Genomic DNA, 21,154 nt, shown 5'->3' with positions numbered 1-21,154 from the left:
AATCTGCAATGAAGAAACGGGAACGCGCGATGAGAGGCATTGAATGACCGACGCCTCCAATCAGGCTCCGCAGCCGGAGGGCGGTGGCGGCGGCTCCGGGACTGCGCTCCCGTCCTTCAGTCTGGATAGCCTTAAGGCTGCGGCTCATCGGGGCGATATCTATCTTGCCCTCGGCGTGATCGGCATACTCGCGGTTCTAATCCTGCCGGTTCCGACAATGTTGCTCGATATCCTTCTCGGGATCTCGATCGCCTTGTCCGTGATCATTCTGATGACCGTGCTGTTCATCGAAAAACCGCTTGATTTCAACGCTTTTCCGACGATTTTGCTGATAGCCACCATGCTGAGGCTATCGCTTAACCTGGCCTCGACGCGGCTGATCCTGGCCGACGGGCATACCGGCACGGACGCGGCCGGCGATGTCATTCAGGCTTTCGGCGGCTTCATGATGGGCGGCAACGCCGCTATCGGGATCATCGTCTTCTCGATACTGGTGATCGTGAACTTCATCGTCATCACAAAAGGTTCTGGCCGTATCGCGGAAGTCGCAGCCCGGTTCAGCCTCGACGCCATGCCCGGCAAGCAGATGGCAATCGACGCAGATCTTTCCTCCGGCCTGATCAATGAGGATCAGGCCCGGAACCGGCGCGAGGAACTGAGCGCGGAGAGCACCTTCTTCGGTGCCATGGACGGTGCGTCCAAATTTGTCCGCGGAGACGCCGTCGCCGGCCTGCTTATCACCGTGATCAACGTGATCGGCGGGATGGTCATCGGCATCGCCCAACAAGGGATCAGTTTCTCCGAGGCCTTTTCGACCTATACGCTGCTCACTGTCGGCGACGGTCTGGTCAGCCAGATCCCGGCCCTGATCGTCTCCACCGCCGCCGGTATGCTCGTCACCAAGGGCGGCACCACCGGCACCACGGAAAAAGCCGTATTCGGTCAGCTTGGCGGCTATCCTAAAGCACTGGCTCTCTGCGCCGTTCTGCTCGTCATCCTGTCTCTGCTACCGGGCTTCCCGACATTTATCTTCCTGTCGCTCGCGGCGGCTGTCGGCGGCCTGGCCTACATGATTTATAGCGGGCACGAGAAGGCTGCGGCAGAGGTCGTACAGCGCGAAGCGGATGAAGCCGCCGCACCGCCGCCGGAAGAGCCCATTTCGGCCGCACTGCATATCGATCTTGTCCGGCTCGAACTCGGCTATGGCCTGCTGCCTCTGGTCAACGAGACCACCGAAGGTCAACGTCTGACGGATCAGATCCGGGCCCTGCGCCGGCAGCTCGCCGTGGAGAGCGGCTTCATCATGCCGCAGGTCCGTATCCAGGATAACCTGCAGCTGCCGGCCAACACCTACGTCATCCGGGTCAAGGAGATCGAGGTCGGGCGTGGTGATATCCGGCCGAACCGCCTTCTGGTCATGGATCCCGGAGGCAACCCGATCGATCTTGCCGGCACAGACACACGCGAGCCGACTTTTGGCCTGCCCGCAATGTGGGTCGGCCCGGAACAACGCGAAGAAGCCCTCTTCAAGGGCTATACGGTAGTCGACCCTTCGACCGTGGTCACCACACACCTGACGGAACTGATCCGCGACAACATGCGCGATCTGCTGTCCTATACCGAGACCCAGAAGCTGCTCGACGAGTTGCCGGACCAGTACCAGAAGCTGGTCACCGACGTGGTGCCGTCCAACATTTCCGTAGGAGGCCTGCAGCGCATCCTGCAGAATCTGCTGAGCGAACGTGTCTCCGTCCGTGACTTGCCGACCATCCTGGAAGGTGTTTCCGAAGCGTCCACCTTCACCCGCAACATCACCTTGATCACCGAGCATGTGCGGACCCGCCTCGCCCGGCAGATCAGCGAGCAGAATACTGCGGACGATGGCGTTATCCATCTCGTCACCCTGTCTCCCGACTGGGAGCAAGCCTTCGCCAACTCGATCATCGGCCAGGGCGAAGAGCAGCAGCTTTCAATGCCGCCCAGTCAGCTTCAGGACTTCATCACGGCGCTCCGGAACGCGCTGGATCAGCTTGCCGAGGTCGGTGAATTCCCGACGGTTCTCACCTCGCCCGGTATCCGTCCCTATGTCCGCTCCATCGTCGAGCGTTTCCGGCCGCAGACTGTGGTAATGTCTCAGAATGAAATTCACCCCAAGGCACGGATCAAGACCCTTGGCCAAGTATAGTTTTTGTCTAGGGCGCATAACGGGAGCGCGTTGCCGGTGAGGACTCCATGCGCCTGAAGACTTTTTCCGCTGACACGATGAACGAAGCCATGATGCTCGTGAAAGAGCATTTCGGCGAAGAAGCCATCATTGTCTCGACCCAGACCGGTGAGGATGGTGTTGGCGTGCGCATAACGGCCGCCATCGATCAGGTCGAAGATGAGTTCGAGTTCGAGGAAGACAATTACGACGAGGCCTATGAGGATCCAGTAGAGATCATCACGGATGCCCTCCTCAATAACGGCGTTCCGCCGCAAATATCGGACGAATTGATCAACGCCGCCGAAGAGCTCTCGATGGATGACCCGATCCTCGCGCTCGCTGGCGCCCTTGACCGGTATTTTGCCTTCTCGCCAATGCCGCTCGGCACCGCGGACAAGCCGATCCTGCTGGTCGGCATGCCTGGCGCCGGGAAGACCGTTACCATCGCCAAGCTGGCGACCCGGCTGGTGATGCAGAAACAGGCTGTGCGCGTCATTACCACGGACACTGTCCGCGCAGGCGGCTTCGCGCAGCTGGAAGCCTTCACCAAGATCCTGAAGCTGAACCTGATCAGTGCGGGAACCCCCGGTGAGCTGAGAGCTGCCGTCGCCGGTGCCAAAGGGCGCGGGCATATCCTGATCGACTGCCCGGGCGGGAACCCGTTCGACAATGATGACATCGACAGGCAGGCACGCCTGATCAAAGCGGTGGACGCGGATGTCGTTCTGGTCATGGCTGGCGGCACCGATCCGATGGAAGCAGCCGAGATCGCCGGTATTTATCGTGAACTCGGCGCCCGCCGCCTGCTTCTCACCCGGATCGACATGACCCGCCGCTTCGGATCCTATCTGAGCGCTGCCGCGATGTCCGGTTTGCAGATGACCGAAGTGGGTGTCGGGCCGAGTGTGGCAGACGGTCTCAGGCCAATGAACCCCGTCACACTGGCACGATTGTTGCTCCCCAAATCAGTGGTGGAGAGTTTCGACGACGAACAGCAAACGGCACGAGGCGCCTATGGTTGAGGTCGCTAAAATGGAACGGACCCGAGGATCAATCCAATGATGTCGCCCGCAGACAAGCCCCGCCCGACCACGGCCAGCGGCCCCGTCACCAAAGGCGCGAACATTCTCGCCATTGCGTCAGGCAAGGGCGGTGTCGGCAAGACATGGTTCTCGGTAACCTTGGCTCACGGGCTCAGCCGGATGGGCCAGAAGGTTCTGCTGTTCGATGCCGATCTCGGCCTCGCCAATGTCGATATCCAGCTCGGCCTGATGCCTCAGCGCGATCTGGGCGGCGTTATTGCCGGCCGGCTCTCCCTTGCTCAGGCAAAAATTCACTATGACGCCGGCAATTTCGACATCATTGCTGGCCGTTCCGGCTCCGGCAGCCTCGCGACCCTGCCCTCGAACAGGCTGCAATCGCTGGGCACAGAACTTGTTCAACTCTCCGATACCTACGACCGCGTGGTTATGGATCTCGGGGCCGGTCTGGACCGGACCGTCCGCATGCTGGCGGCGCGGGCCGGAAAGATCGTCGTTGTCACGACCGCTGAGCCGACATCGCTGACCGACGCCTATGCCTTCGTCAAAGTTGCCCACCAGAGCGATCCGAATTGCGAGGTCTCTATTGTCGTGAACAGCGCGGATTCGGTGAATGACGGCCGGAAAACCTACGAGACCCTGCGCAAGGCAGCGATGAACTTCCTGAAGTTCGAGCCACAGTTGCTCGGAATCATCCGCCGCGACAGGAAGGTCATTGAGTCGATCCGGAACCAGAGCCCGATCCTGAGCCGCTATCCGTCGGCCCCGGCCGCGACCGACGTGGAGGCTATCGTCGACAAGCTGCTATAGCGGCTGAAGAGAGAAGCTTGAGCACCGTACAACCCACCGCGCCTGCCACGCAGGCGACAAGTTCCTCACAGCCGGCCAGTGCGCCGGTTGAGGGACGGGTGACCAGTGGCGCGGACGCACTTCAGTCAGGCAATCAGGCCAGGCCGGCGGCTCAAGGCACATCACCACAAACACAACAGCCAGCGCCGCAGCCTGCTCAGGGACCAACTGCGCAAGGACAGGCTCCGCAAGCCCCACCAACTCAGGGACAAGTGCCCCAAGGGCAGCCTCAACCTCCCCAGGGGCAACCTCCCCAGGGACAGCCCCCTCAGGCTCCTGCGCCGCAAGGCCAGCAAGCCCCCGTTTCTCAGTCTCAGTCTCAGTCTCCGGCCCAGTCGCAGCCGCCAGCGTCACCGACACAGTCATCGGCACCACCGCCCGCGCAAGGCTCTGCGTCTCAGAACCCTCCCCCGACGCTCCCCGAAAACACGCCTGTGTCAGGCCGCGCGGCAGCAACTCCTGCGCCCGTGCCCCGAGCCCCGGCATCCCAACCACCCCAGTCTCAGGCCCAGCATCCAGCGGCTCAGGATGTGACGGTCACGCGGGTTCGGACCGACGGTACCGTCAGCGTCCGAGCGGCGGCAGGCGAGGCGACGATCCAGGTCAACCCTCGACAAATTCCCGCCTTTGTTCGCCCGGGCACCGTTGTCAGCCTGATCCTGCAACGAACGGAAAACGGATTTCAGGCGCTCCTGCAACCTCGCTCTCCAGTGCAAGCCAATGCAGCAGCAAAACCGGTATCCGGGGGCCAACAAACCTCGCCCGGGACAACCGGCAGCGCGACATCCACAACGGCACCTGCCCCAAGGACATTACCGCCACTATCCGATGGGCAGATTGCCCGTGCCATCGTGTTGCGTCCCACCTCACTGCCCCAGGGCATCGCAGGCGGCCCGCTTCCGCCAACCGCAAGCGGCATCAAACCTCAACAAGCGGCCCAGGCCGCCGCGAGGTATCTGCTTGCATCCAGCCCTCACCTGAAACCTTCCGGCAGCTTGCCTTCTGTATCACAGGCCGCGTTTTCTCAAGCAGCGCCCCCGTCGCAGACACCAACCGGTGGTCAGCCTGTCACCAACACACCGTCACAAGCACAGCAACCAGCTGTGAAACCGGATGCCGCCCAGCAAGGCAGCCCCGCGATCACACGACAGCCGGGCCCGCCGGTGCAGGCAGGTTCGAGCGCAGGTGCGAGTGCGGCCAGTACAGCGGCGGCGCCGGCGCCACAAAGTGCCTCTTCCCCTTCACCGGGAGGCGCCGCCCCCCAATCACAGGCGCCATCGTCCGCTGCTGCAACAACAGCATCCTCAGCGGCAACTGGCCAAACCAGCCAACCCATCACTTCGCCCCAGACAACAGGAGCGGGCCAGGCAACAGCTACGAGCCAGCCGGGGACTGGCCAACCGGCAACGGCAGGGCAGCCCACCAGCGCAGCACCAACGCCGCAGGCGGTCACACAAGGGGCGCCCGAAAACCGGTCAGCCGCAACACCCGCCACGCAAACAGTGAACACACCGGCCACAAGCGGGGCCGCCGCAGCGGGAGCATCGGCACCAAAGCCGGGGACCGCGCTCCCTCCCGGCACGGACTTTCCCGTGCGGGTGTTGTCTGTCGGGGCACAGACCAGCAATGCTTTACCGGCGCAGCCTGGCAGCGGCAGTACGGTAATATCCGGAACCATCGTCGCTACCGGAGGAAGCGGTCAGGCCATTGTGAACTCGTCTGTCGGCCTGCTTGATGTCGCAGCGCGCACCGAAGCGGGGCAACTGCAATCGGCCATCCGCATGGAGATTCTGGGCCGCTCGGAAAGCGACGTGCGCGGCCGGATCGAGGGCGGGAGCCAAACACCGCTCTCCATTCTGTCCCGGGAATGGCCGGCGCTGGAGGAAAGCCTCCGCGCCCTTGAGATGGCAGCCCCGCAGAGCGCAGCGCAATTTGCCTCCGCGATCGCGCGGCCCGGCCCGCAATTGACCGCCTCGATGCTGTTTTTTCTGGCAGCGGTGCGCGGCGGGTCCATCGGCGGCTGGCTTGGAAAGGATGCCGGTCAGGCTCTCGAGAAATCACACGGCCGGTTGCTTTCAACCCTCTCCGGCGATTTCCAGTCCATGTCCCGGGCAAGCGAAGGCGGGCCTGAAACCGCCGGGTGGCGGGCATTCTTCATGCCGATACAAACCCAGGATGCTCTCGAGCAGATGCGGCTTTTCATCCTGCCGCCTTCTTTCGAACGCGCTGGCGATGAGGCTGATGGGGAAAACGAAGAAAGCGATGAAAATGGGAGCGACGGGGAGACCAGATTTGTCGTCGACCTGATGCTCAGCGGTCTCGGCGCCTTCCAGATCGACGGATCGGTCGCGAAGCAATCCATGTCTCTTATGATCCGGACGCGGCGTGCCCTGCCTCCGGAGATGCGGGCGGACATCATCGAGATCTTCGACACGGCGGCCGGCCGCACCGGCATGTCCGGCGCGGTGAGCTTCAAGGTCCAGAAGGAGTTCCCGCCGCTGCCGATCGCCGACCTTATGCCGGACGGGCGCCAGAGCCCGGATGTCTATGCCTGATGGTCCCTAATACCTGATAGCCGGGCAGTCTAATTGCGGCGCTGCTTCATCATGTTGAGAGCGATCTCGTCGATCTCCATCTGTTCAAGCCGCCCGATCCGCTCCGCTTCGCGGGTCTTGTGCTCGTCCAGAACAGCCTCCGCCTTGCAAAGCTCCTGATAGGATTCCAGCACTTCTTCGTTGGCGGCATCGATCTCGCGGCGCTTCGCCTCGATCCGCTGGTCCTGTGCCTGCACCCGGGACTTGAAGTGGCTCATATAAGCTTCAAGCGTTCGGCGGGCTTCCAGCGATCCGGCGGCGGCCTGCTTCTCGCGATCGAGTTCACGCTGCATGGCTTCAGATTCAGCGAGCAGCCCCGCCTCTTCCTGAAGTAACACACCCATCGCCCGGCGCTTTTCGTCAAGCTCCCAGGTCCGGAGCCGGATCAGTTGCTCAAACTGGCTCACGGCTCACCCGGCTCTTCCTCAGCCTCCATGTTCTCGCCGACCATGGACAGAATGGCGTCGAGCTGAGCGTAACCGGAATCGAGAGAGGCCGGCTCGTTCTTGTCCTGGGACAGGAACCGCTCCAGCGAGGCGTGGTACATGATTGCTTCGTCGACTTCCGGGTCGCTGCCCTTGCGATAAGCCCCAAGCCGGATCATGTCCGCCATATTGTCGTAAGTCGCCATCAGGGCGCGCGCGCGGCGGACCAGTGCGTTCTCTTCCGCCGTATTGCAGTCCGGCATTGTCCGGGACACACTGCGCAGCACATTGATCGCCGGGTAGCGGCCACGGTCCGCGATCCCGCGCTCCAGCACGATATGACCGTCGATAATCCCACGCACCGCATCGGAGATCGGCTCGTTGTGATCGTCGCCCTCGACGAGAACGGTGAAAAGACCGGTGATGGTGCCTTCGCCCGCGCCCGGCCCCGCCCGTTCCAGCAATTTCGGCAGCTCGGCAAACACCGTCGGTGTATAGCCTTTTGAGGCCGGCGGCTCCCCTGTAGCGAGGCCGATTTCACGCTGCGCCATGGCGAAGCGGGTCACGCTGTCCATCATGCACATGACGGTCTTGCCCTCGTCGCGAAAATATTCCGCGACAGCCAGCGTCATGTGGGCAGCCTGACGTCGCATCAACGGGGACTCATCAGAGGTCGCGACGACGACCACGCTGCGGGCCAGGCCTTCCTCGCCGAGATAATCCTGGATGAATTCCTGCACCTCGCGGCCACGCTCGCCAATCAGGCCGATGACGTTGACCTCGCTCTGCGTAAAGCGCGCGATCATCGACATCAGCATCGATTTACCCACGCCCGAGCCGGCGAAAATCCCCATGCGCTGCCCCTTGCAGACCGACATGAAGGTATTGATGGTGCGCACACCAAGATCGAGTTTCTCGCCGACCCGTTGCCGCGTGTGTGCCGCCGGCGGTTGCGTCTTGATCGGGCATCCGCGGGGGCCGTCTCCGAGCGGCCCCTTGCCGTCCACCGGATCGCCCATCGCATTCACGACCCGTCCAAGCCAGCCCTCATGCGGAAAGATGACCGGTGCCGCATCAGAGATTTCGGCCCGGCTACCGATACCGATCCCGTCAAGGGCGCCGAACGGCATAGCCAGCGCCCGGCCGTCCTTGAAGCCGACAATCTCGCAACTGACCCGCTTCCCGCCACGTGCCTGGAGGTGCAGGCGATCGCCAATGGAAAGCGCTCTGTCCACACCACCGACTTCGACCATCATCCCCAGAACGGCGGTTACACGGCCGTAAAGCCGAAATTCAGCAATCTTATCAACTTCCGATGCAAGATTTCCGAGTGCAGTGGCCACCCGTACATACTCCTTAACGCGACCGACGCTTTGAGCCTGCCATTAACTGTTCTACACTGGGAGTTTAACACCAATGAGAACGCCTGGCACGCTTTCGACCGGGCGCTGCCGCAGGTTAACGGTTTGTTTATCTTACCCCGTTAACTTTTGCTCCAAGGTCATAGAGGGAGAGTTCAATGCGTGTACTCTTGGTAGAAGACGATTTCGCCACAGCCCAGAGCATCGAGCTCATGCTGAAAGCCGAAGGCTTCGTGGTTGATGTAACGGAGCATGGAGAGGACGGTCTCGAGATCGGCCGGCTTTACGACTACGACATCATTCTCCTCGACCTTATGCTCCCGGATCTCGATGGCTATGAAGTTCTGCGCCGCCTGCGGAGCTCGAAAGTCGAGACACCGATCCTGATCCTCTCCGGCCTTTCCGAGCTGGACAACAAGATCAAGGGTTTGGGATTTGGCGCGGACGATTATCTGACAAAGCCGTTCGACCGCCGCGAGCTGATTGCACGCATGCAGGCGATCATCCGGCGCTCCAAGGGACATTCGGACTCCGTGATCGAGACCGGCCCGATTGCTGTGAACCTTTCCACCCGCAGCGCAGAAGTCGATAGCAAGCCAGTGCATCTGACAGGCAAGGAATTCGCCATCCTCGAGTTGCTTTCCCTGCGCAAGGGTACGACCCTGACCAAGGAAATGTTCCTCAACCATCTTTATGGCGGGATCGACGAGCCGGAACTGAAGATCATCGATGTGTTCGTCTGCAAACTCCGCAAGAAGCTCTCGAAGGCGACCGGTGGCAACAATCACATCGAGACCGTCTGGGGCCGCGGCTATGTCCTGCGCGACGGTGATGGCGATACGGCATCTGGCAAAGAAGCCGAAAAGGTCAAGGAACCCGCCGAATAAGCTTTCCCGGCGGTAACGCCATTTGAATCATCAATGAAAAAGGGCTGAACCATCTGCTGGTTCAGCCCTTTTTCTATTGTCTTGCCGTTCCGGGTACGGCCTTCGTGTGCCTGGCGTCAGATCGCTTCTTTCTGGCCTTCCTTGGCCGTCGGCTGATACATGCCGCGCTGACCTTTTACCGGCTGGAACTTGTCCGTGATGCTGATCACCGTCTCGGCGCCGCCAAGATAGAGATATCCGTCCGGCGCAATCTGACGGGAAATCCCTTCAAGCACTTTGCGTTTCGTATCCTGATCGAAATAGATCAGGACGTTCCGGCAAAAGACGATGTCGAAATTGCCGAGCGGACGCGGGTCCTGCAGCAGGTTGAACTCGCGGAAGGTAACCATGCGGCGGATCTTCTCGCTGAGCTGCCAGCGATCCCCATCCTGCTGGAAATACTTCACCAGAAGCTGGACCGGAAGACCGCGCTGCACTTCGAACTGGGAATAAACCCCGGCGCGTGCCCGGGCGACCATCTCCGTCGAAATATCCGTGGCGACAATCTCAACCCGCCACCCGGTCAGCTTCGATGCCAGCTCGTCCAGCACCATGCTCAGCGAATAAGGCTCCTGCCCGGAGGAACATGCGGCGCTCCAGATCCGGATGGTCTTCTTCGCTGCCCTGGATTGTAGCAGGCTCGGCAGCACGACCGTCTTGAACTGGTCGAACGGCGTCCGGTCCCTGAAGAACAACGACTCATTCGTCGTCATTGCATCGGTAATCGAGTTAACAAGCTTCTCGTCACGCTTCGATTTGAGCGACGATACTATCTGCTCGATGGAGTTGAGACCGTGACTGCGCGCAACCGGCTGCAGCCTCGTCTCAAGCAGATAGCCTTTGTCCGGCGTCAGTACCAAGCCTGATTGCTTGTACAACAGGCTGGACAGGAATTCGAAATCAGAGCTGTTCATACCTGTCTACCCCCTCGCCAGCCGATTAACGCTGGCGCCAATCTCCGAAACCGGGAGAACTTCGCAACACAACCCGGCCTGAGCAACCGCGCCGGGCATCCCCCAGACCACGCTGCTCTGCTCATCCTGCGCAACAACATCGCCCCCCGCTTCCACAACAGCGCGACATCCCTCGCGCCCGTCATGTCCCATGCCGGTGAGGATCACCGCGAGGACACGTCCATACGCCTTGACCAGGCTGCGCATCATGGGATCAACCGCAGGCCGGCAGAAATTCTCAGGCGGGTCCTGGTTCAATGCAATTACCTTCTCAAGGCCTTCGGCTTTCACCGTCATGTGATAGCCGCCCGGAGCAAGATAGATCCGCCCCGGTGACACGACATCGCCGGTTTTCGCCTCGGAACAAACCCATCCCGACGTTTTCGTGATGTGCTCCGCCAGGATCGTCGTAAAGGTCGGCGGCATATGCTGCGTCACAAGAATTGGTTGCTTGATGGATTTCGTAAGATCCGCAAGCACACGAAACAGGGCCTGCGGCCCACCAGTCGAACTTCCGATGCCAATGACATCGGCGCGCCGGCCAGTCGGCTTGCGCAAGGTAAAATCGTTGCGTGCAGCTGCGGATGAACGCGCTGCCAGGGGCGGCCGCGCAGCCGAACGGGCCGCTGCAGGCGCTGTCTTAGCCGCCGTACCGGCCACAGGCGCCGAAGCGCCGGTTTTCCGTCTGCGTTGGGCCCCGAAGGCCTTGACCTTGCTCAGCAGATCGCTCGGGAAATCTGCCGCTCCCGTCATCTCTGACGTCGAACTCGGCTTCGTGAGATAATCCCGGGCACCAAGCGAGAGGGCTCGCAGGGAAATCTCGGCATTTCGGGCCGTAAGAGTAGAGGCCATGACGATCTGCACGCCCGGATCCACCTTCAGCAATTCCGGCAGCGCGGTGATGCCATCCATGCGCGGCATCTCGATATCAAGGACAATAATCTCTACATCGTTATTCTTCAGCGTATCGATAGCACGTTGACCGTCACCCACCGAGGCCACGATCTTCACGTCCGGATCGGCCTCGAGGAATCGCGTGAAGAGTCCGCGGATAACAGCGGAATCATCAACAAGCATCACCCTGTATGGATCGGTCGACCGCGGTTTGGCATCCGCGGACGCAGTCTGTCCACGCATCTATAGCAATCCGATTTGAGCAAATTTCGTTTCGATAATCTCGCTGTCGAAAGGCTTCATGATGTATTCATTCGCCCCGGCCGACAGCGCTTCCTGGATATGTGCCATATCATTCTCAGTGGTGCAGAAAATCACCAGAGGCGTCTCACCTTCCGGCAGCTTTCGCAACTCTCGCAGAAATTCAATCCCGCTCATGACCGGCATATTCCAGTCAAGAAGGACGGCGTCAGGCAACTCTGCCTTACAGGCATCAAGCGCGATCTGACCGTCTTCCGCCTCAGTGGTCTCGAACTTCAGTTCTTCCAGAATTTTCCGAGCCACCATTCGAACGACTTTGGAGTCATCCACAATCAAGCAGGTTTTCATATAAAACTCCGCGAATTTTCACGCGTCAATTGTCACACAGACTGCCGGTCATGCACACTATGCCGCTTCTTCACCCTGAAAGCGAAGCAAAGACCGAACATCAAATACAACCAGCAGGCTTTTATCGAGCCGGTAAATGCCCGTTGAAACCTCTCGGATGTTCCCGTCCAGCGTCGCAGGATGCTGCTCGAACATCGCCTCATCCAGCGACAGCACCTCGCCAACAGAGTCGACCATCAGGCTGTAAAGCTCACCCTGATCCTCAACGACGACGCTCATGCCTTCATGATCTCCTTCATACGGAGGCATATTGAGCCGGCTGCGAATGTTAATCGCCGTCACGATACGTCCGCGCAGATTGAGCGAACCCGCGACTTCCTTCGGCGACAAAGGAATGCGTGTTATCCGCTGAGGGCCGAGAATATCGTGGACCTGAAGCACCGGAATGCCGAAGAGCTGCTTGCCGATCATGATCGACACGAACTGTTTCAGCTCGCCAAGCGCAACCATACTCTGCCCGGTGGATTGAGTAGCTGGTAAATCTGACATCATTCCCTCACGCGTCAATGGTCTGCGCTAGTGTCTCGAGCAGCGCATCCCGGTCGAGTTTGGCGATATAATCCGTGAAACCGACTTCCCGGCCCCGGTCCAGATCGCGCGGACCGGTGTGGGACGACAAGGCGATGATCGGCGTATCTTCCCAGCGAGCGATCTCGCGCAGGCGGCGGGTCAATTCGAACCCGTCGATCCCAGGCATCTCGATATCGCTGATGATAGCGTCGAATTCGGCACCGCTTTCACAAAGCTCAAGCGCGGCCTCGGCGTGATCCACAGTGGTCACGTCGTAGCCTGCGACCGAAAGCAGCGGTTTGATGAGGTTGCGGAAGAAAGCGCTGTCATCAACCAGCAGAACCCGCCGCGGCTCGGTCGGCTCCTGGCTGTCGGCATCGGCGGAGCCGAACCAGTCGCCATAGGCCTGGGTCAGATAGAAGCCGGCATCGATCACTTCGGTCGCCTTGCCGGCAATGACCGCACTGCCCATCAGCCACGGGGCATCCGGACGCACTTCGATGTTGATCCGGTCTTCGACGATGTCGACGATCTGGTCGACGATCAGGCCCATCGACCGCTCATTGTCGGTAAAGACGAGCACCGGCTGACGACCTTCGGTCTCAAGCTTGATGTCATCGTCCATCGCAACCAGAGGCATCAACTGACCACGATACTGCACCAACGGCCGACCTTCTGAATACTCGACCGTGGTAAGGTCGATTTCTTCCAGGCGGGCGACCAGCGCGAGCGGCACAGCCTTGGGGCTATGACCACTGGCACGGAACAGCAGCAGCGACGAGACATCGGAACGGTGCGTAAGGTGACGGGCCGTATCCTGGCCTTCCTCGTCCACCATCTTGAGCTCTCCGCTGGCAGCCGCGATCCCGTTAGGATCGAGGATCATGATCACGCTGCCGTCGCCGAGAATGGTGTTACCGGAGAAGAGCGTGATGTTGCGCAGGATCGGTGCCACCGGCTTGACCACGATTTCCTCGGTGTCGAACACCCTGTCCACCATGATGCCGACCGAATAGGTACCGATCTGCAGGACCACGATGAAGGTTTCCGTCGGCGTTTCCTCCTCGTCATCGCCCAGACGCAGCAGGCGCCGGAGAGAAACGAGCGGAAGCAGACGGTTTCGCAGGCGCAAGACCGGCGTGCCGTGAACTTCTTCGATCTTGTGTTCGCTGTTGTTCGAGGCCCGGACCAGTTCCACGACGCTGAGCTGCGGAATGGCAAACCGTTCGCCGCCGGCCTCAACGATCAGCGCGGAGACGATAGCGAGCGTCAGCGGGATCTTGATGATGAAGGTCGAACCCTTGCCGAAAACCGACTTCAGCTCGATCGTGCCGCCGATCTTCTCGATGTTGGTCCGCACAACGTCCATGCCGACGCCACGTCCGGAAACGGAAGTAACCTCCGCTGCCGTCGAGAAACCAGCCCGGAAAATGAACTGCTGGATCTGCTGTTCCGAGAGCGAGTCCGCTTCGGATTCCGCGACCAGCCCGTTGGCAACGGCCTTCGCCTTGATCTTCTCCGGGTCGAGCCCCTTACCGTCATCCTTGATCTCGATGATGATATGGCCGCCTTCGTGATAGGCGTTCAGGGTGACTGTACCGGTCTCGGACTTTCCGGCTGCGAGACGGGACGGGCCGTCCTCGATACCGTGATCGGCCGAGTTGCGAACCATGTGGGTCAGCGGATCCTTGATCAACTCAAGGACCTGGCGGTCGAGTTCGGTGTCGGCGCCGAGCATCTGCAGATCGATCTTCTTACTCAGATCGATCGAGAGGTCACGGACCAGACGCGGCAGTTTCGACCAGGCATTCCCGATCGGCTGCATACGCGTTTTCATGACGCCTTCCTGCAACTCCGAGGTGACCTGGCTCAGACGCTGCAACGGCACCGTGAACTCGCTGTCTTTCTCGTTGCGGGAGATCTGCATCAGCTGGTTACGGGTCAGCACCAGCTCGCTGACCATCGTCATCAGGTTTTCGAGCAGATCGACATTCACACGAATGGTTTGATTGGCAACTGCGGATTCACGAACCTGCTTGTCCTGATCTGGCTGCTTCGCCACATCCTTGGGAGCGCTGACAGCGACTTCCTTTTTCGGCTCGGGCGGTGCAGGAGCGGGTTCAACAGCCTCTTCGGCCTGCGCCTCTTCAGCAGCCTCGGCTTCCGGCTCGTCAGAAGGCATGTCGTCAGGACCCGGCGCTTCCATGAAGGCGCGCTCGAGCTCTTCCATGCTGACCTCACCCGGACGGAGAGCAACAGGCTCTTCTGCAGGCTCCGGTTCCGGCTCGGCGACGTCCGCAGGTGCGGTCCCGCCATCGAGCGTACCGCCCTCGGCAACAAGATTAAGCCGGTCAATCAGGTCCTGATCGTCTCCTTCGGGCTCAACCTCATTCTCCTCGAGCGAGGAAAGCAGCCACTTGATACGATCGAAGGATTCAAGGATCAGCGTGATGGCATCGGCAGAGACTTCAAGGCTGCCGTCGCGGATCTTGCCGAGAACATTCTCAGATGCGTGCGCAACCGCTTCAAGGCGGGGAAGCCCGAGGAAGCCGCAAGTGCCCTTGATTGTGTGGACAAGGCGGAAAATATTTCCGAGTAGCGCCTGATCGTTTGGATTCTGCTCCAGCTGGACCAGTTCTACGTCAAGCTCCGAAACGTTTTCGGACGTCTCCGTCAGGAATTCGCTTAGTAGCTCATCCATACGTCTTACCCCAATCTACCTCGTTCTTCGACGGCCGCCTTTGGAAGATGGCCTGCGAGCATCGCTGCGCCGCGTCGTTAGAGTCTTTTCAATCCAATCGCAGCCTAGGCCAAACCATTAAAGAAAGCGTTAACCCATTTACGACGCGGGAACAATTCATGGCGACGGTATTTCCACACTGTTTCAAGTGAAATTCACATCGACTTTGACACGGCCGGTTTCTTCCTCGACTGCAATCCCGTACCCGAAGCGTTCCGCGTTGACGGCCGCGACATGCGCCACGACCGATTTGCTGGTCAGGTCGCTCGTCGGTATTCCCAGATCGAGAGCCGCTCTTATATCGTCAGGCACATTGGCACCCACACCCTCGGCCATCAGTTCGAAATGCCCCCCCTGCTCGCCCGCAGATACCAGCGAGATGCTGCCGCCACGCGGCAGGCATTCGCACATGAAACAGATCAGGCCGAGAAGGACTTTGATCCCGCCGGACGCCGGGCGGACCAGCTTCGGATCGACCGGACAGTCGAGACTGAAATCGATCTTCCGTGCTTTCAGATAGGGAGCAGCGAGCTTGGCCCCGTCGGCCAGGGAATGATCGGTATTTGAACCGGCCCCGCCAAAAGCGACTCGGAAGAAAGAAAGCCGTTCGGATGCCTGCCGAGCGCTCGTTCCGATAAGTGCGAGCGCTTCCTGTTCAAGTTCCGATCCGTTTCCGCCAAGATCCGAAATCAGCTCCGCACCATTGACCGTCGCGCTTACCGGACTGATCAGATCATGGAAAAGGCGCGATAAAAGCATATCAATCAATGTCATATGTTCAGGCATTCACAATCAATCCCGGATCCGAATAGCGGTTCATCAACCTAGCGTAAGACAGATCACTGATTTTTTCTCAGCTTTTGAAAAGCCCCGCATGAAAATCTGTTGAAGTTTGATTCCGCTTTCCTTCACAATTCATTAATCGAGCGATTTTAACCGGCTTGATGGCACTGAAACGCAACCACGACCGAGGATGCGATGCCCCATTTTCTGCTACCTGGAAGTTTCGTGCTGCTGGCCGATGAGCCCGATTGGGGAATTGGGCAAATACAATCTGTGGTCGGAGACCGAATAACGGTGAATTTCGAACATCGCGGCAAGCAGCTGATCAACAGCGCCAAAGTCGATCTCATCGCCGCCGATGACATTGTCGAAGAGCGTCGCGCCGCACGCATGGGCTGACCCCAGACACGCTCTCAGGGTCTTCAAATCGAAATGATGACCGCCGGTCGATGATTTTACCGCTCCCTTGCCTCCAGCCTGGCTGGCTTGTATCGGAAACAGATGATTTCGGGGGCGCATCGCTCAATGCTTTCCTCGCACGCCTGTCCGACCGTCGCTGGAGCGTGCTGCGCTTTCCCTGTCCACCAAAGGATCTCGCTTGCACCTGCGATCTTCTGTTTATCGACCTGACAAAATCCAACGTCCCCGCCACTCTTGAAGAAATTGTCGGAAACGCCCTCAAGCATTCCGTCCCCATCCTGTTTCATGGGCCAGCGGACCTCATCACCAGGGTGAGCAACCGGCTCCGCTTGAGACCAATGCTCCTGGCCCCGGCAGACCTGCCGCATTGGTGGGGACCGGAACGGATGGATGAAGAACTCATCCGCACCACACCGCCGCTTCCGGTGACGTCGGTCACACTTGGCCGCCTCTGGGCGATTGTCGAAACCAGCGAGTCCATGGGACTTGCCGCAATGGCGCATCCCTTGAGCGACGCCTCGCATCAAACAGAGGCCGTCACCCCACAGAGCATGATCGGAATGCCACTCAACGAAGTTGCCGAGGGGCTCCGGGAGCCGGCCGGAATTCGAAGAACAATTGCCTGCGCCGCTGTGAATGCGGGCATCGTTCCGCCACCGGATGCCGCTCCTGGTGACGGACTGCTTTCAGATGATCTCCGCCCGGGCCAGAGGACAGTGATTGTTGGACGCTTCCCCGCGCTGCAAACCAAGAGGCCAGACGCTATCGTGCTGGAAATGTCGCCGGGGCCGGAAGATCTGCCCGCCGACGCCGCGCCCCATGTCATCCCCGGCGCCAGGGAACTTTTGATTACCGCTTCGGCCTGGTGCAACGGAACCCTGTCCGGCCTGTTACGGCTTGCACGAAATGTCCCGGTGACACTGATTGGGCCCGGCACCCCGCTCACTCCGGCGCTGCATGCCTACGGCGTCAGAAAACTGGCCGGCTTCAGAGTTGGCGACCGTGACGCAGTCAGGTCGGCCATCGCAAGCGGCGGCGGTGTGAAAGCATTCAAGGAATTTGGTGATCAGATTTTGCTGTCCGCCGATTAGCTCTGCAGCACGGATGCATCCCACCCGGTTCCGGTTATTCTACCTTGCAGCCGATCCGTTCGGTCGCGTCGAAGACTACAAGTGTCTCTCCGACCTGCATGGTGACCCAGCAGTCATCCCACTGTTTTCGGCTGCGCGCGTCGACCTGAACCGTCCGCGATCCGGCCTTGAATTCGATACGGTCGGAATCGCCCGCTTGCACCGCGAGAGCTTCCTTGGTCCAAAGCTTGATCCGGACGCTAACCTCTGTCGAGGAGTCGTTTCTGATATTGATGAAGTCCATCTTCGGACCCGGCTTTTCTTCTTCACCGAAACAGCCGGACAGCCCCACAAGCAAAGCTATGGTTAACACAGTTAAATTTAAGCGCGTCACTTCAGTACCGCTCGCCATGGTGAAAGATGGTTCAATTGAGCGGACCTTACGCCGAAGCACTCAATAAGAGAAGCCGTTCTACTAAATTCCGAAAACATGCAAATTATGTAAAATATTTTTTATATAATATTTCAGCCTCTTTTATATCTTCTGGCCTGTTCACATTGAAAAACGGATCGACCGGCCGGTCGGGATAATCAACGAGAGCGAGACGGTATCCGGCCGTCCACCGGTCCACCTTCCGAATACCGTCTGTTTCAATCGCGGCCTTCAGCGCTCCGGCAAGGGCAACCGGCCAAAGACCGATCACCGGATGGTGACGCCCCCCGGATGACGCGCACCCGAGATCCGCATTGTCCCGCTCGATAACCTCGCGGAGACGCACGACCAAGTCCGTCGGCACAAAGGGTGCGTCCGTCGCGACCGTCAGTATCCATCGGGCATCAGGAGCATTCTCCTGGGCCCAGGACATTCCGGTCAAAACGCCGGCAAGCGGTCCGGGCTGCCCTTCGACAATATCCTCAGCAACCGGCAGACCATAGGCCGCAAAGCGCTCCGGGTCGCCGTTTGCATTCAGCACCAGACGACCGACCTGCCCCCTGACCCGCTCCAGGACATGCTCCAGGATCGGGCGCCCCGCGAGACATCTCAGCGACTTGTCCCCTCCGCCCATGCGTCGGGACTGGCCGCCGGCAAGCAGCACTCCAACCACCTCTTCTGTTTCAATTCCCATCGGACGCCATGCTCGCCTTGCGGCCACTCCTGCGCGGCTCTTCCGCAACCGCCGACACGTCGGCATCGTAGATCAGCCGTTCGCCTCCGGAGAGCGCAATGAACCGCTTGCCTTTGGCCCGCCCGATCAGGGTCAAGCCCGCTTCACGGGCCAGGTCCACGCCCCAGGCGGTAAAGCCGGAGCGGGAAATCAGGATCGGTATTCCCATTTGCACGGTCTTGATCACCATCTCGCTGGTCAGGCGGCCGGTCGTGTAGAAGATCTTGTCGCCCGCCTCGATATTGTTCAGGAACATATAGCCTGCAATCTTGTCGATGGCATTATGCCGGCCGACATCCTCCATATAGATCAGCGGCTTGTCTTCCTTGCAGAGAACACAGCCATGAATCGCCCCGGCCTCGAGATAAAGGCTCGGCGTGTTGTTGATGAGCTTGGAGAGCGTATAAATCCAGGAGGTGCGGAGCACGGCATCCCGCGGCAGCGCGATATCCTCGAACTTTTCCATCAGATCGCCGAAGACGGTGCCTTGGGCACAGCCTGACGTGCGAATCTTTTTTTGCAGTTTCTCTTCGTAATTCGTTTCGCGTTCGGTACGAACGACCACGATCTCCAGATCGTCATCGTAATCGATCCCGGTGATACGGTCGTCCTGGCGCAGCATGTTCTGGTTCAACAGGTAACCGACCGCGAGGTAATCGGGAAAATCGCCGATGGTCATGGCCGTCACGATTTCCTGGCCGTTCAGGAAAATCGTCAGCGGCCGCTCCATGATGACGGAGATTTCCTGCTCCTTGCCTTCGTGATCAAGGCCGGAGAGACGTCGCGTCAGGCGGGGGTCATCCGGGTGCGGCCCGACAAGATATTCTGGAAGATCATCTTTCATAAGCTAACTATGGGCAGACACTCGCGTTCAAGCAATCCGCATCGCGGTAAATCAGGCAGTCGACGCCAGAGATTTTCAGCGCAATATTGAAGCTTGGAACGCCGAGCGCTATATCTGATGAGACATATCGGTCTCTGGAAACGACTCAGGCGACCTCAGGGGAGGATCAATGCTCGATCCGTTTGGGCGTGACATTAGCTATCTTCGGGTTTCGGTGACGGACCGCTGCGACTTTCGCTGCGTCTATTGCATGTCCGAAAACATGACCTTCCTTCCCAAATCGGACATTCTCAGTCTGGAAGAGCTGGACCGGATGTGCTCGGCATTTGTCGGGCTTGGAGTGCGCAAGCTGCGTTTCACCGGCGGCGAGCCGCTGGTCCGCCGGAACATCATGAGCCTGTTCCGGAACATGCAGCGTCACCTTGAAAGCGGCGCGCTGGAAGAGGTCACCGTCACCACGAATGGCAGCCAGCTTGGTCGCTTCGCGCATGAGCTTTACGATTGCGGCGTGCGCCGGGTGAATGTGTCAATCGACACCCTCGATCCGGATAAATTCAAGGCCATCACCCGCTGGGGCAGACTGGATCAGGTACTTGAAGGTATCGAGACAGCAAAGCGCGCCGGCCTGAAGGTCAAGATCAACGCGGTCGCTCTAAAGGGCGTGAACGATGTCGAGCTTGCCGACATGCTGCAATGGTGCGGCGATAACGGCTATGACATGACGGTAATCGAGGTCATGCCTATGGGCGATATCGGCGGCGAAGACCGGGTCGACCAATACCTCCCGCTCTCCATGGTTCGGGCCAAGCTGGCAGAACGCTTCACGCTGACGGATATCGACTACAAGACCGGCGGTCCTGCCCGCTATGTCACCGTCGGCGAAACCGGCGGACGGCTCGGCTTCATCACCCCGCTGACCCATAATTTCTGCGAAAGCTGCAACCGGGTCCGCCTGACCTGCACCGGCACGCTCTATATGTGTCTCGGCCAGGACGACGCCGCCGACCTGCGCGCACCTCTACGTGCGAGCGAAAGTGACGAGCCCCTGGTCGCCGCGATCGAGGAAGCCATCGGCCGCAAGCCGAAGGGCCACGATTTCATCATCGACCGGCGGCACAATGGCCCGGCCGTCAGCCGCCATATGAGCGTGACCGGCGGATAAACTGACTCAATACGTGACGAAGCCGTCACTGCAGCTGTTCACTCCAGAACAAAACGGTGCGCGTATGTGCGTCCGTCACTGATCGTCAGTTCAGTGAATCCGAGCATCTTGCAGAAATCGAGGAAGTTAAAGATCGACTCGACCTGCAAGTCACGCAGGATCTTGGTGGTCCGCGCCACCCCGGTCATCATGGCCAGAATGGCCCGCGCCTGCGCGAGCGTGGTCATGTGGTCATCGTAAAGACTGACAATGATGAGCTTGTTGGCGTCATCCCCCTTGGCAAACATTGCCCGTTGCGGCGGATAAGGACGCTCGCTGGCGCTCTTGGCCACGCCCGAGACAAAGGCCAGACGGCTTTCCCTCGTGGCAGCGGGAATCTTCTGTGCGTGCGAGATGTAATGCTCTTCAGTCACGCTTTCCGGATAATAGTATCCAGCGTGCCTCTCCGAGGCACCTGCACCGTGCCCGGGCAGAGTTGCAAAAGGCAGCGCCGCGACGATCCAGAGAGCAGCGATAAGGCGGATTTGTCGGCGGCGTTTCAT

21 protein-coding genes are annotated in these 21,154 nt (G+C 59.7%); 8 read left to right on the top strand and 13 right to left on the bottom strand.

From position 1 onward, the window contains the following. Positions 1-43 precede the first annotated feature (43 nt). Genes flhA through IG629_RS01830 form a run of 3 tightly spaced genes read left to right on the top strand, consistent with a single transcriptional unit; the run spans position 44 to position 4,056 of the window. Positions 44-2,185, top strand: coding sequence for a flagellar biosynthesis protein FlhA (flhA, locus tag IG629_RS01840; RefSeq protein ID WP_193170284.1), 2,142 nt, complete (start codon positions 44-46; stop codon positions 2,183-2,185). A 47-nt stretch (positions 2,186-2,232) separates the two neighbouring features. Next, positions 2,233-3,228: a flagellar biosynthesis protein FlhF gene (locus IG629_RS01835; protein WP_193170283.1), complete on the top strand. Its 996-nt coding sequence runs from the start codon at positions 2,233-2,235 to the stop codon at positions 3,226-3,228. 36 nt (positions 3,229-3,264) lie between these two features. Further along, complete coding sequence (locus tag IG629_RS01830; protein WP_404923176.1) at positions 3,265-4,056, top strand: MinD/ParA family protein; 792 nt, start codon at positions 3,265-3,267, stop codon at positions 4,054-4,056. A 1,099-nt stretch (positions 4,057-5,155) separates the two neighbouring features. Here the strand turns inward: IG629_RS01830 and IG629_RS01825 are convergent. Beyond that, the gene (locus IG629_RS01825; RefSeq protein WP_193170282.1) at positions 5,156-5,773 is read right to left on the bottom strand and encodes a hypothetical protein; all 618 of its coding nucleotides are present in this window, start codon (positions 5,771-5,773) and stop codon (positions 5,156-5,158) included. A 31-nt stretch (positions 5,774-5,804) separates the two neighbouring features. On the opposite strand from IG629_RS01825, the gene IG629_RS01820 reads away from it, so the two are divergent. Beyond that, on the top strand, positions 5,805-6,650 hold the full coding sequence (locus tag IG629_RS01820; RefSeq protein WP_193170281.1) for a hypothetical protein: 846 nt from the start codon (positions 5,805-5,807) through the stop codon (positions 6,648-6,650). 29 nt (positions 6,651-6,679) lie between these two features. Here the strand turns inward: IG629_RS01820 and IG629_RS01815 are convergent, their stop codons facing one another. After that, positions 6,680-7,096 carry a flagellar FliJ family protein gene (locus IG629_RS01815; RefSeq protein WP_193170280.1) on the bottom strand — a complete coding sequence of 139 codons (417 nt, stop codon included), beginning with the start codon at positions 7,094-7,096 and terminating at the stop codon, positions 6,680-6,682. After that, positions 7,093-8,457: a flagellar protein export ATPase FliI gene (gene fliI, locus IG629_RS01810; RefSeq protein WP_193170279.1), complete on the bottom strand. Its 1,365-nt coding sequence runs from the start codon at positions 8,455-8,457 to the stop codon at positions 7,093-7,095. Before fliI ends, IG629_RS01815 begins: the two co-directional genes overlap by 4 nt. A gap of 176 nt (positions 8,458-8,633) precedes the next feature. Between fliI and ctrA the strand changes: the two genes are divergently transcribed. Continuing rightward, the gene (ctrA, locus tag IG629_RS01805; RefSeq protein ID WP_193170278.1) at positions 8,634-9,362 is read left to right on the top strand and encodes a response regulator transcription factor CtrA; all 729 of its coding nucleotides are present in this window, start codon (positions 8,634-8,636) and stop codon (positions 9,360-9,362) included. 116 nt (positions 9,363-9,478) lie between these two features. Here the strand turns inward: ctrA and IG629_RS01800 are convergent, their stop codons facing one another. The 6 genes from IG629_RS01800 to IG629_RS01775 all read right to left on the bottom strand — a co-directional run bounded on the left by IG629_RS01800 (position 9,479) and on the right by IG629_RS01775 (position 15,953). Next, positions 9,479-10,315, bottom strand: a complete 837-nt coding sequence (locus IG629_RS01800) for a CheR family methyltransferase (RefSeq protein ID WP_193170277.1) — start codon at positions 10,313-10,315, stop codon at positions 9,479-9,481. 6 nt (positions 10,316-10,321) lie between these two features. After that, entirely contained in the window at positions 10,322-11,491 is a 1,170-nt protein-coding gene (locus tag IG629_RS01795) for a protein-glutamate methylesterase/protein-glutamine glutaminase (RefSeq protein WP_226886380.1), read from the bottom strand. Continuing rightward, on the bottom strand, positions 11,492-11,857 hold the full coding sequence (locus IG629_RS01790) for a response regulator (protein WP_193170276.1): 366 nt from the start codon (positions 11,855-11,857) through the stop codon (positions 11,492-11,494). 57 nt (positions 11,858-11,914) lie between these two features. Continuing rightward, positions 11,915-12,406: a chemotaxis protein CheW gene (locus IG629_RS01785; protein WP_193170549.1), complete on the bottom strand. Its 492-nt coding sequence runs from the start codon at positions 12,404-12,406 to the stop codon at positions 11,915-11,917. Positions 12,407-12,413: 7 nt separating this feature from the next. Continuing rightward, the gene (locus tag IG629_RS01780; RefSeq protein ID WP_193170275.1) at positions 12,414-15,128 is read right to left on the bottom strand and encodes a hybrid sensor histidine kinase/response regulator; all 2,715 of its coding nucleotides are present in this window, start codon (positions 15,126-15,128) and stop codon (positions 12,414-12,416) included. Positions 15,129-15,311: 183 nt separating this feature from the next. Next, a complete protein-coding gene (locus tag IG629_RS01775) occupies positions 15,312-15,953 on the bottom strand; it encodes a histidine phosphotransferase family protein (protein ID WP_193170274.1) in 642 nt (213 codons plus the stop codon). Between the two features lie 192 nt (positions 15,954-16,145). Between IG629_RS01775 and IG629_RS01770 the strand changes: the two genes are divergently transcribed. Both IG629_RS01770 and IG629_RS01765 read left to right on the top strand, forming a co-directional pair. Further along, positions 16,146-16,349 (top strand): DUF3553 domain-containing protein, encoded by a 204-nt coding sequence (locus tag IG629_RS01770; RefSeq protein WP_193170273.1) that lies wholly within the window; start codon positions 16,146-16,148, stop codon positions 16,347-16,349. 407 nt (positions 16,350-16,756) lie between these two features. Continuing rightward, the gene (locus IG629_RS01765; protein ID WP_193170272.1) at positions 16,757-17,461 is read left to right on the top strand and encodes a Rossmann-like domain-containing protein; all 705 of its coding nucleotides are present in this window, start codon (positions 16,757-16,759) and stop codon (positions 17,459-17,461) included. Between the two features lie 34 nt (positions 17,462-17,495). On the opposite strand, the gene IG629_RS01760 is transcribed toward IG629_RS01765, so the two are convergent. The 3 genes from IG629_RS01760 to fdhD form a co-directional block, all read right to left on the bottom strand. Continuing rightward, positions 17,496-17,744 (bottom strand): hypothetical protein, encoded by a 249-nt coding sequence (locus IG629_RS01760; RefSeq protein ID WP_193170271.1) that lies wholly within the window; start codon positions 17,742-17,744, stop codon positions 17,496-17,498. 193 nt (positions 17,745-17,937) lie between these two features. Continuing rightward, the gene (mobA, locus tag IG629_RS01755; RefSeq protein ID WP_193170270.1) at positions 17,938-18,567 is read right to left on the bottom strand and encodes a molybdenum cofactor guanylyltransferase MobA; all 630 of its coding nucleotides are present in this window, start codon (positions 18,565-18,567) and stop codon (positions 17,938-17,940) included. Then, positions 18,557-19,450 carry a formate dehydrogenase accessory sulfurtransferase FdhD gene (gene fdhD, locus IG629_RS01750; protein ID WP_193170269.1) on the bottom strand — a complete coding sequence of 298 codons (894 nt, stop codon included), beginning with the start codon at positions 19,448-19,450 and terminating at the stop codon, positions 18,557-18,559. Before fdhD ends, mobA begins: the two co-directional genes overlap by 11 nt. A 169-nt stretch (positions 19,451-19,619) precedes the next feature. Here fdhD and moaA point away from each other — a divergent pair, with 169 nt between their 5' ends. Beyond that, positions 19,620-20,612: a GTP 3',8-cyclase MoaA gene (gene moaA / locus IG629_RS01745; protein ID WP_193170268.1), complete on the top strand. Its 993-nt coding sequence runs from the start codon at positions 19,620-19,622 to the stop codon at positions 20,610-20,612. A 38-nt stretch (positions 20,613-20,650) separates the two neighbouring features. On the opposite strand, the gene IG629_RS01740 is transcribed toward moaA, so the two are convergent. Then, entirely contained in the window at positions 20,651-21,154 is a 504-nt protein-coding gene (locus IG629_RS01740) for a molybdopterin-guanine dinucleotide biosynthesis protein A (protein ID WP_193170267.1), read from the bottom strand.

The sequence above is a fragment of the Nisaea nitritireducens genome (assembly GCF_014904795.1).
GTDB lineage: Bacteria > Pseudomonadota > Alphaproteobacteria > Thalassobaculales > Thalassobaculaceae > Nisaea > Nisaea nitritireducens.
This window is presented reverse-complemented; position numbering and strand designations above follow the sequence as displayed.

Bases quoted from the DNA above. Each gene is read 5' to 3' on its own strand.
- flhA (WP_193170284.1), top strand. From the start codon at position 44: ATGACCGACGCCTCCAATCAGGCTCCGCAGCCGGAGGGCGGTGGCGGC.
- IG629_RS01835 (WP_193170283.1), top strand. From the start codon at position 2,233: ATGCGCCTGAAGACTTTTTCCGCTGACACGATGAACGAAGCCATGATG.
- IG629_RS01830 (WP_404923176.1), top strand. From the start codon at position 3,265: ATGATGTCGCCCGCAGACAAGCCCCGCCCGACCACGGCCAGCGGCCCC.
- IG629_RS01825 (WP_193170282.1), bottom strand. From the start codon at position 5,773: ATGGTTCCGGATATTACCGTACTGCCGCTGCCAGGCTGCGCCGGTAAA.
- ctrA (WP_193170278.1), top strand. From the start codon at position 8,634: ATGCGTGTACTCTTGGTAGAAGACGATTTCGCCACAGCCCAGAGCATC.
- IG629_RS01800 (WP_193170277.1), bottom strand. From the start codon at position 10,315: ATGAACAGCTCTGATTTCGAATTCCTGTCCAGCCTGTTGTACAAGCAA.
- IG629_RS01795 (WP_226886380.1), bottom strand. From the start codon at position 11,491: ATGCGTGGACAGACTGCGTCCGCGGATGCCAAACCGCGGTCGACCGAT.
- IG629_RS01790 (WP_193170276.1), bottom strand. From the start codon at position 11,857: ATGAAAACCTGCTTGATTGTGGATGACTCCAAAGTCGTTCGAATGGTG.
- IG629_RS01785 (WP_193170549.1), bottom strand. From the start codon at position 12,406: ATGTCAGATTTACCAGCTACTCAATCCACCGGGCAGAGTATGGTTGCG.
- IG629_RS01780 (WP_193170275.1), bottom strand. From the start codon at position 15,128: ATGGATGAGCTACTAAGCGAATTCCTGACGGAGACGTCCGAAAACGTT.
- IG629_RS01775 (WP_193170274.1), bottom strand. From the start codon at position 15,953: ATGCCTGAACATATGACATTGATTGATATGCTTTTATCGCGCCTTTTC.
- IG629_RS01770 (WP_193170273.1), top strand. From the start codon at position 16,146: ATGCCCCATTTTCTGCTACCTGGAAGTTTCGTGCTGCTGGCCGATGAG.
- IG629_RS01765 (WP_193170272.1), top strand. From the start codon at position 16,757: ATGGATGAAGAACTCATCCGCACCACACCGCCGCTTCCGGTGACGTCG.
- IG629_RS01760 (WP_193170271.1), bottom strand. From the start codon at position 17,744: ATGGACTTCATCAATATCAGAAACGACTCCTCGACAGAGGTTAGCGTC.
- mobA (WP_193170270.1), bottom strand. From the start codon at position 18,567: ATGGGAATTGAAACAGAAGAGGTGGTTGGAGTGCTGCTTGCCGGCGGC.
- fdhD (WP_193170269.1), bottom strand. From the start codon at position 19,450: ATGAAAGATGATCTTCCAGAATATCTTGTCGGGCCGCACCCGGATGAC.
- moaA (WP_193170268.1), top strand. From the start codon at position 19,620: ATGCTCGATCCGTTTGGGCGTGACATTAGCTATCTTCGGGTTTCGGTG.
- IG629_RS01740 (WP_193170267.1), bottom strand. From the start codon at position 21,154: ATGAAACGCCGCCGACAAATCCGCCTTATCGCTGCTCTCTGGATCGTC.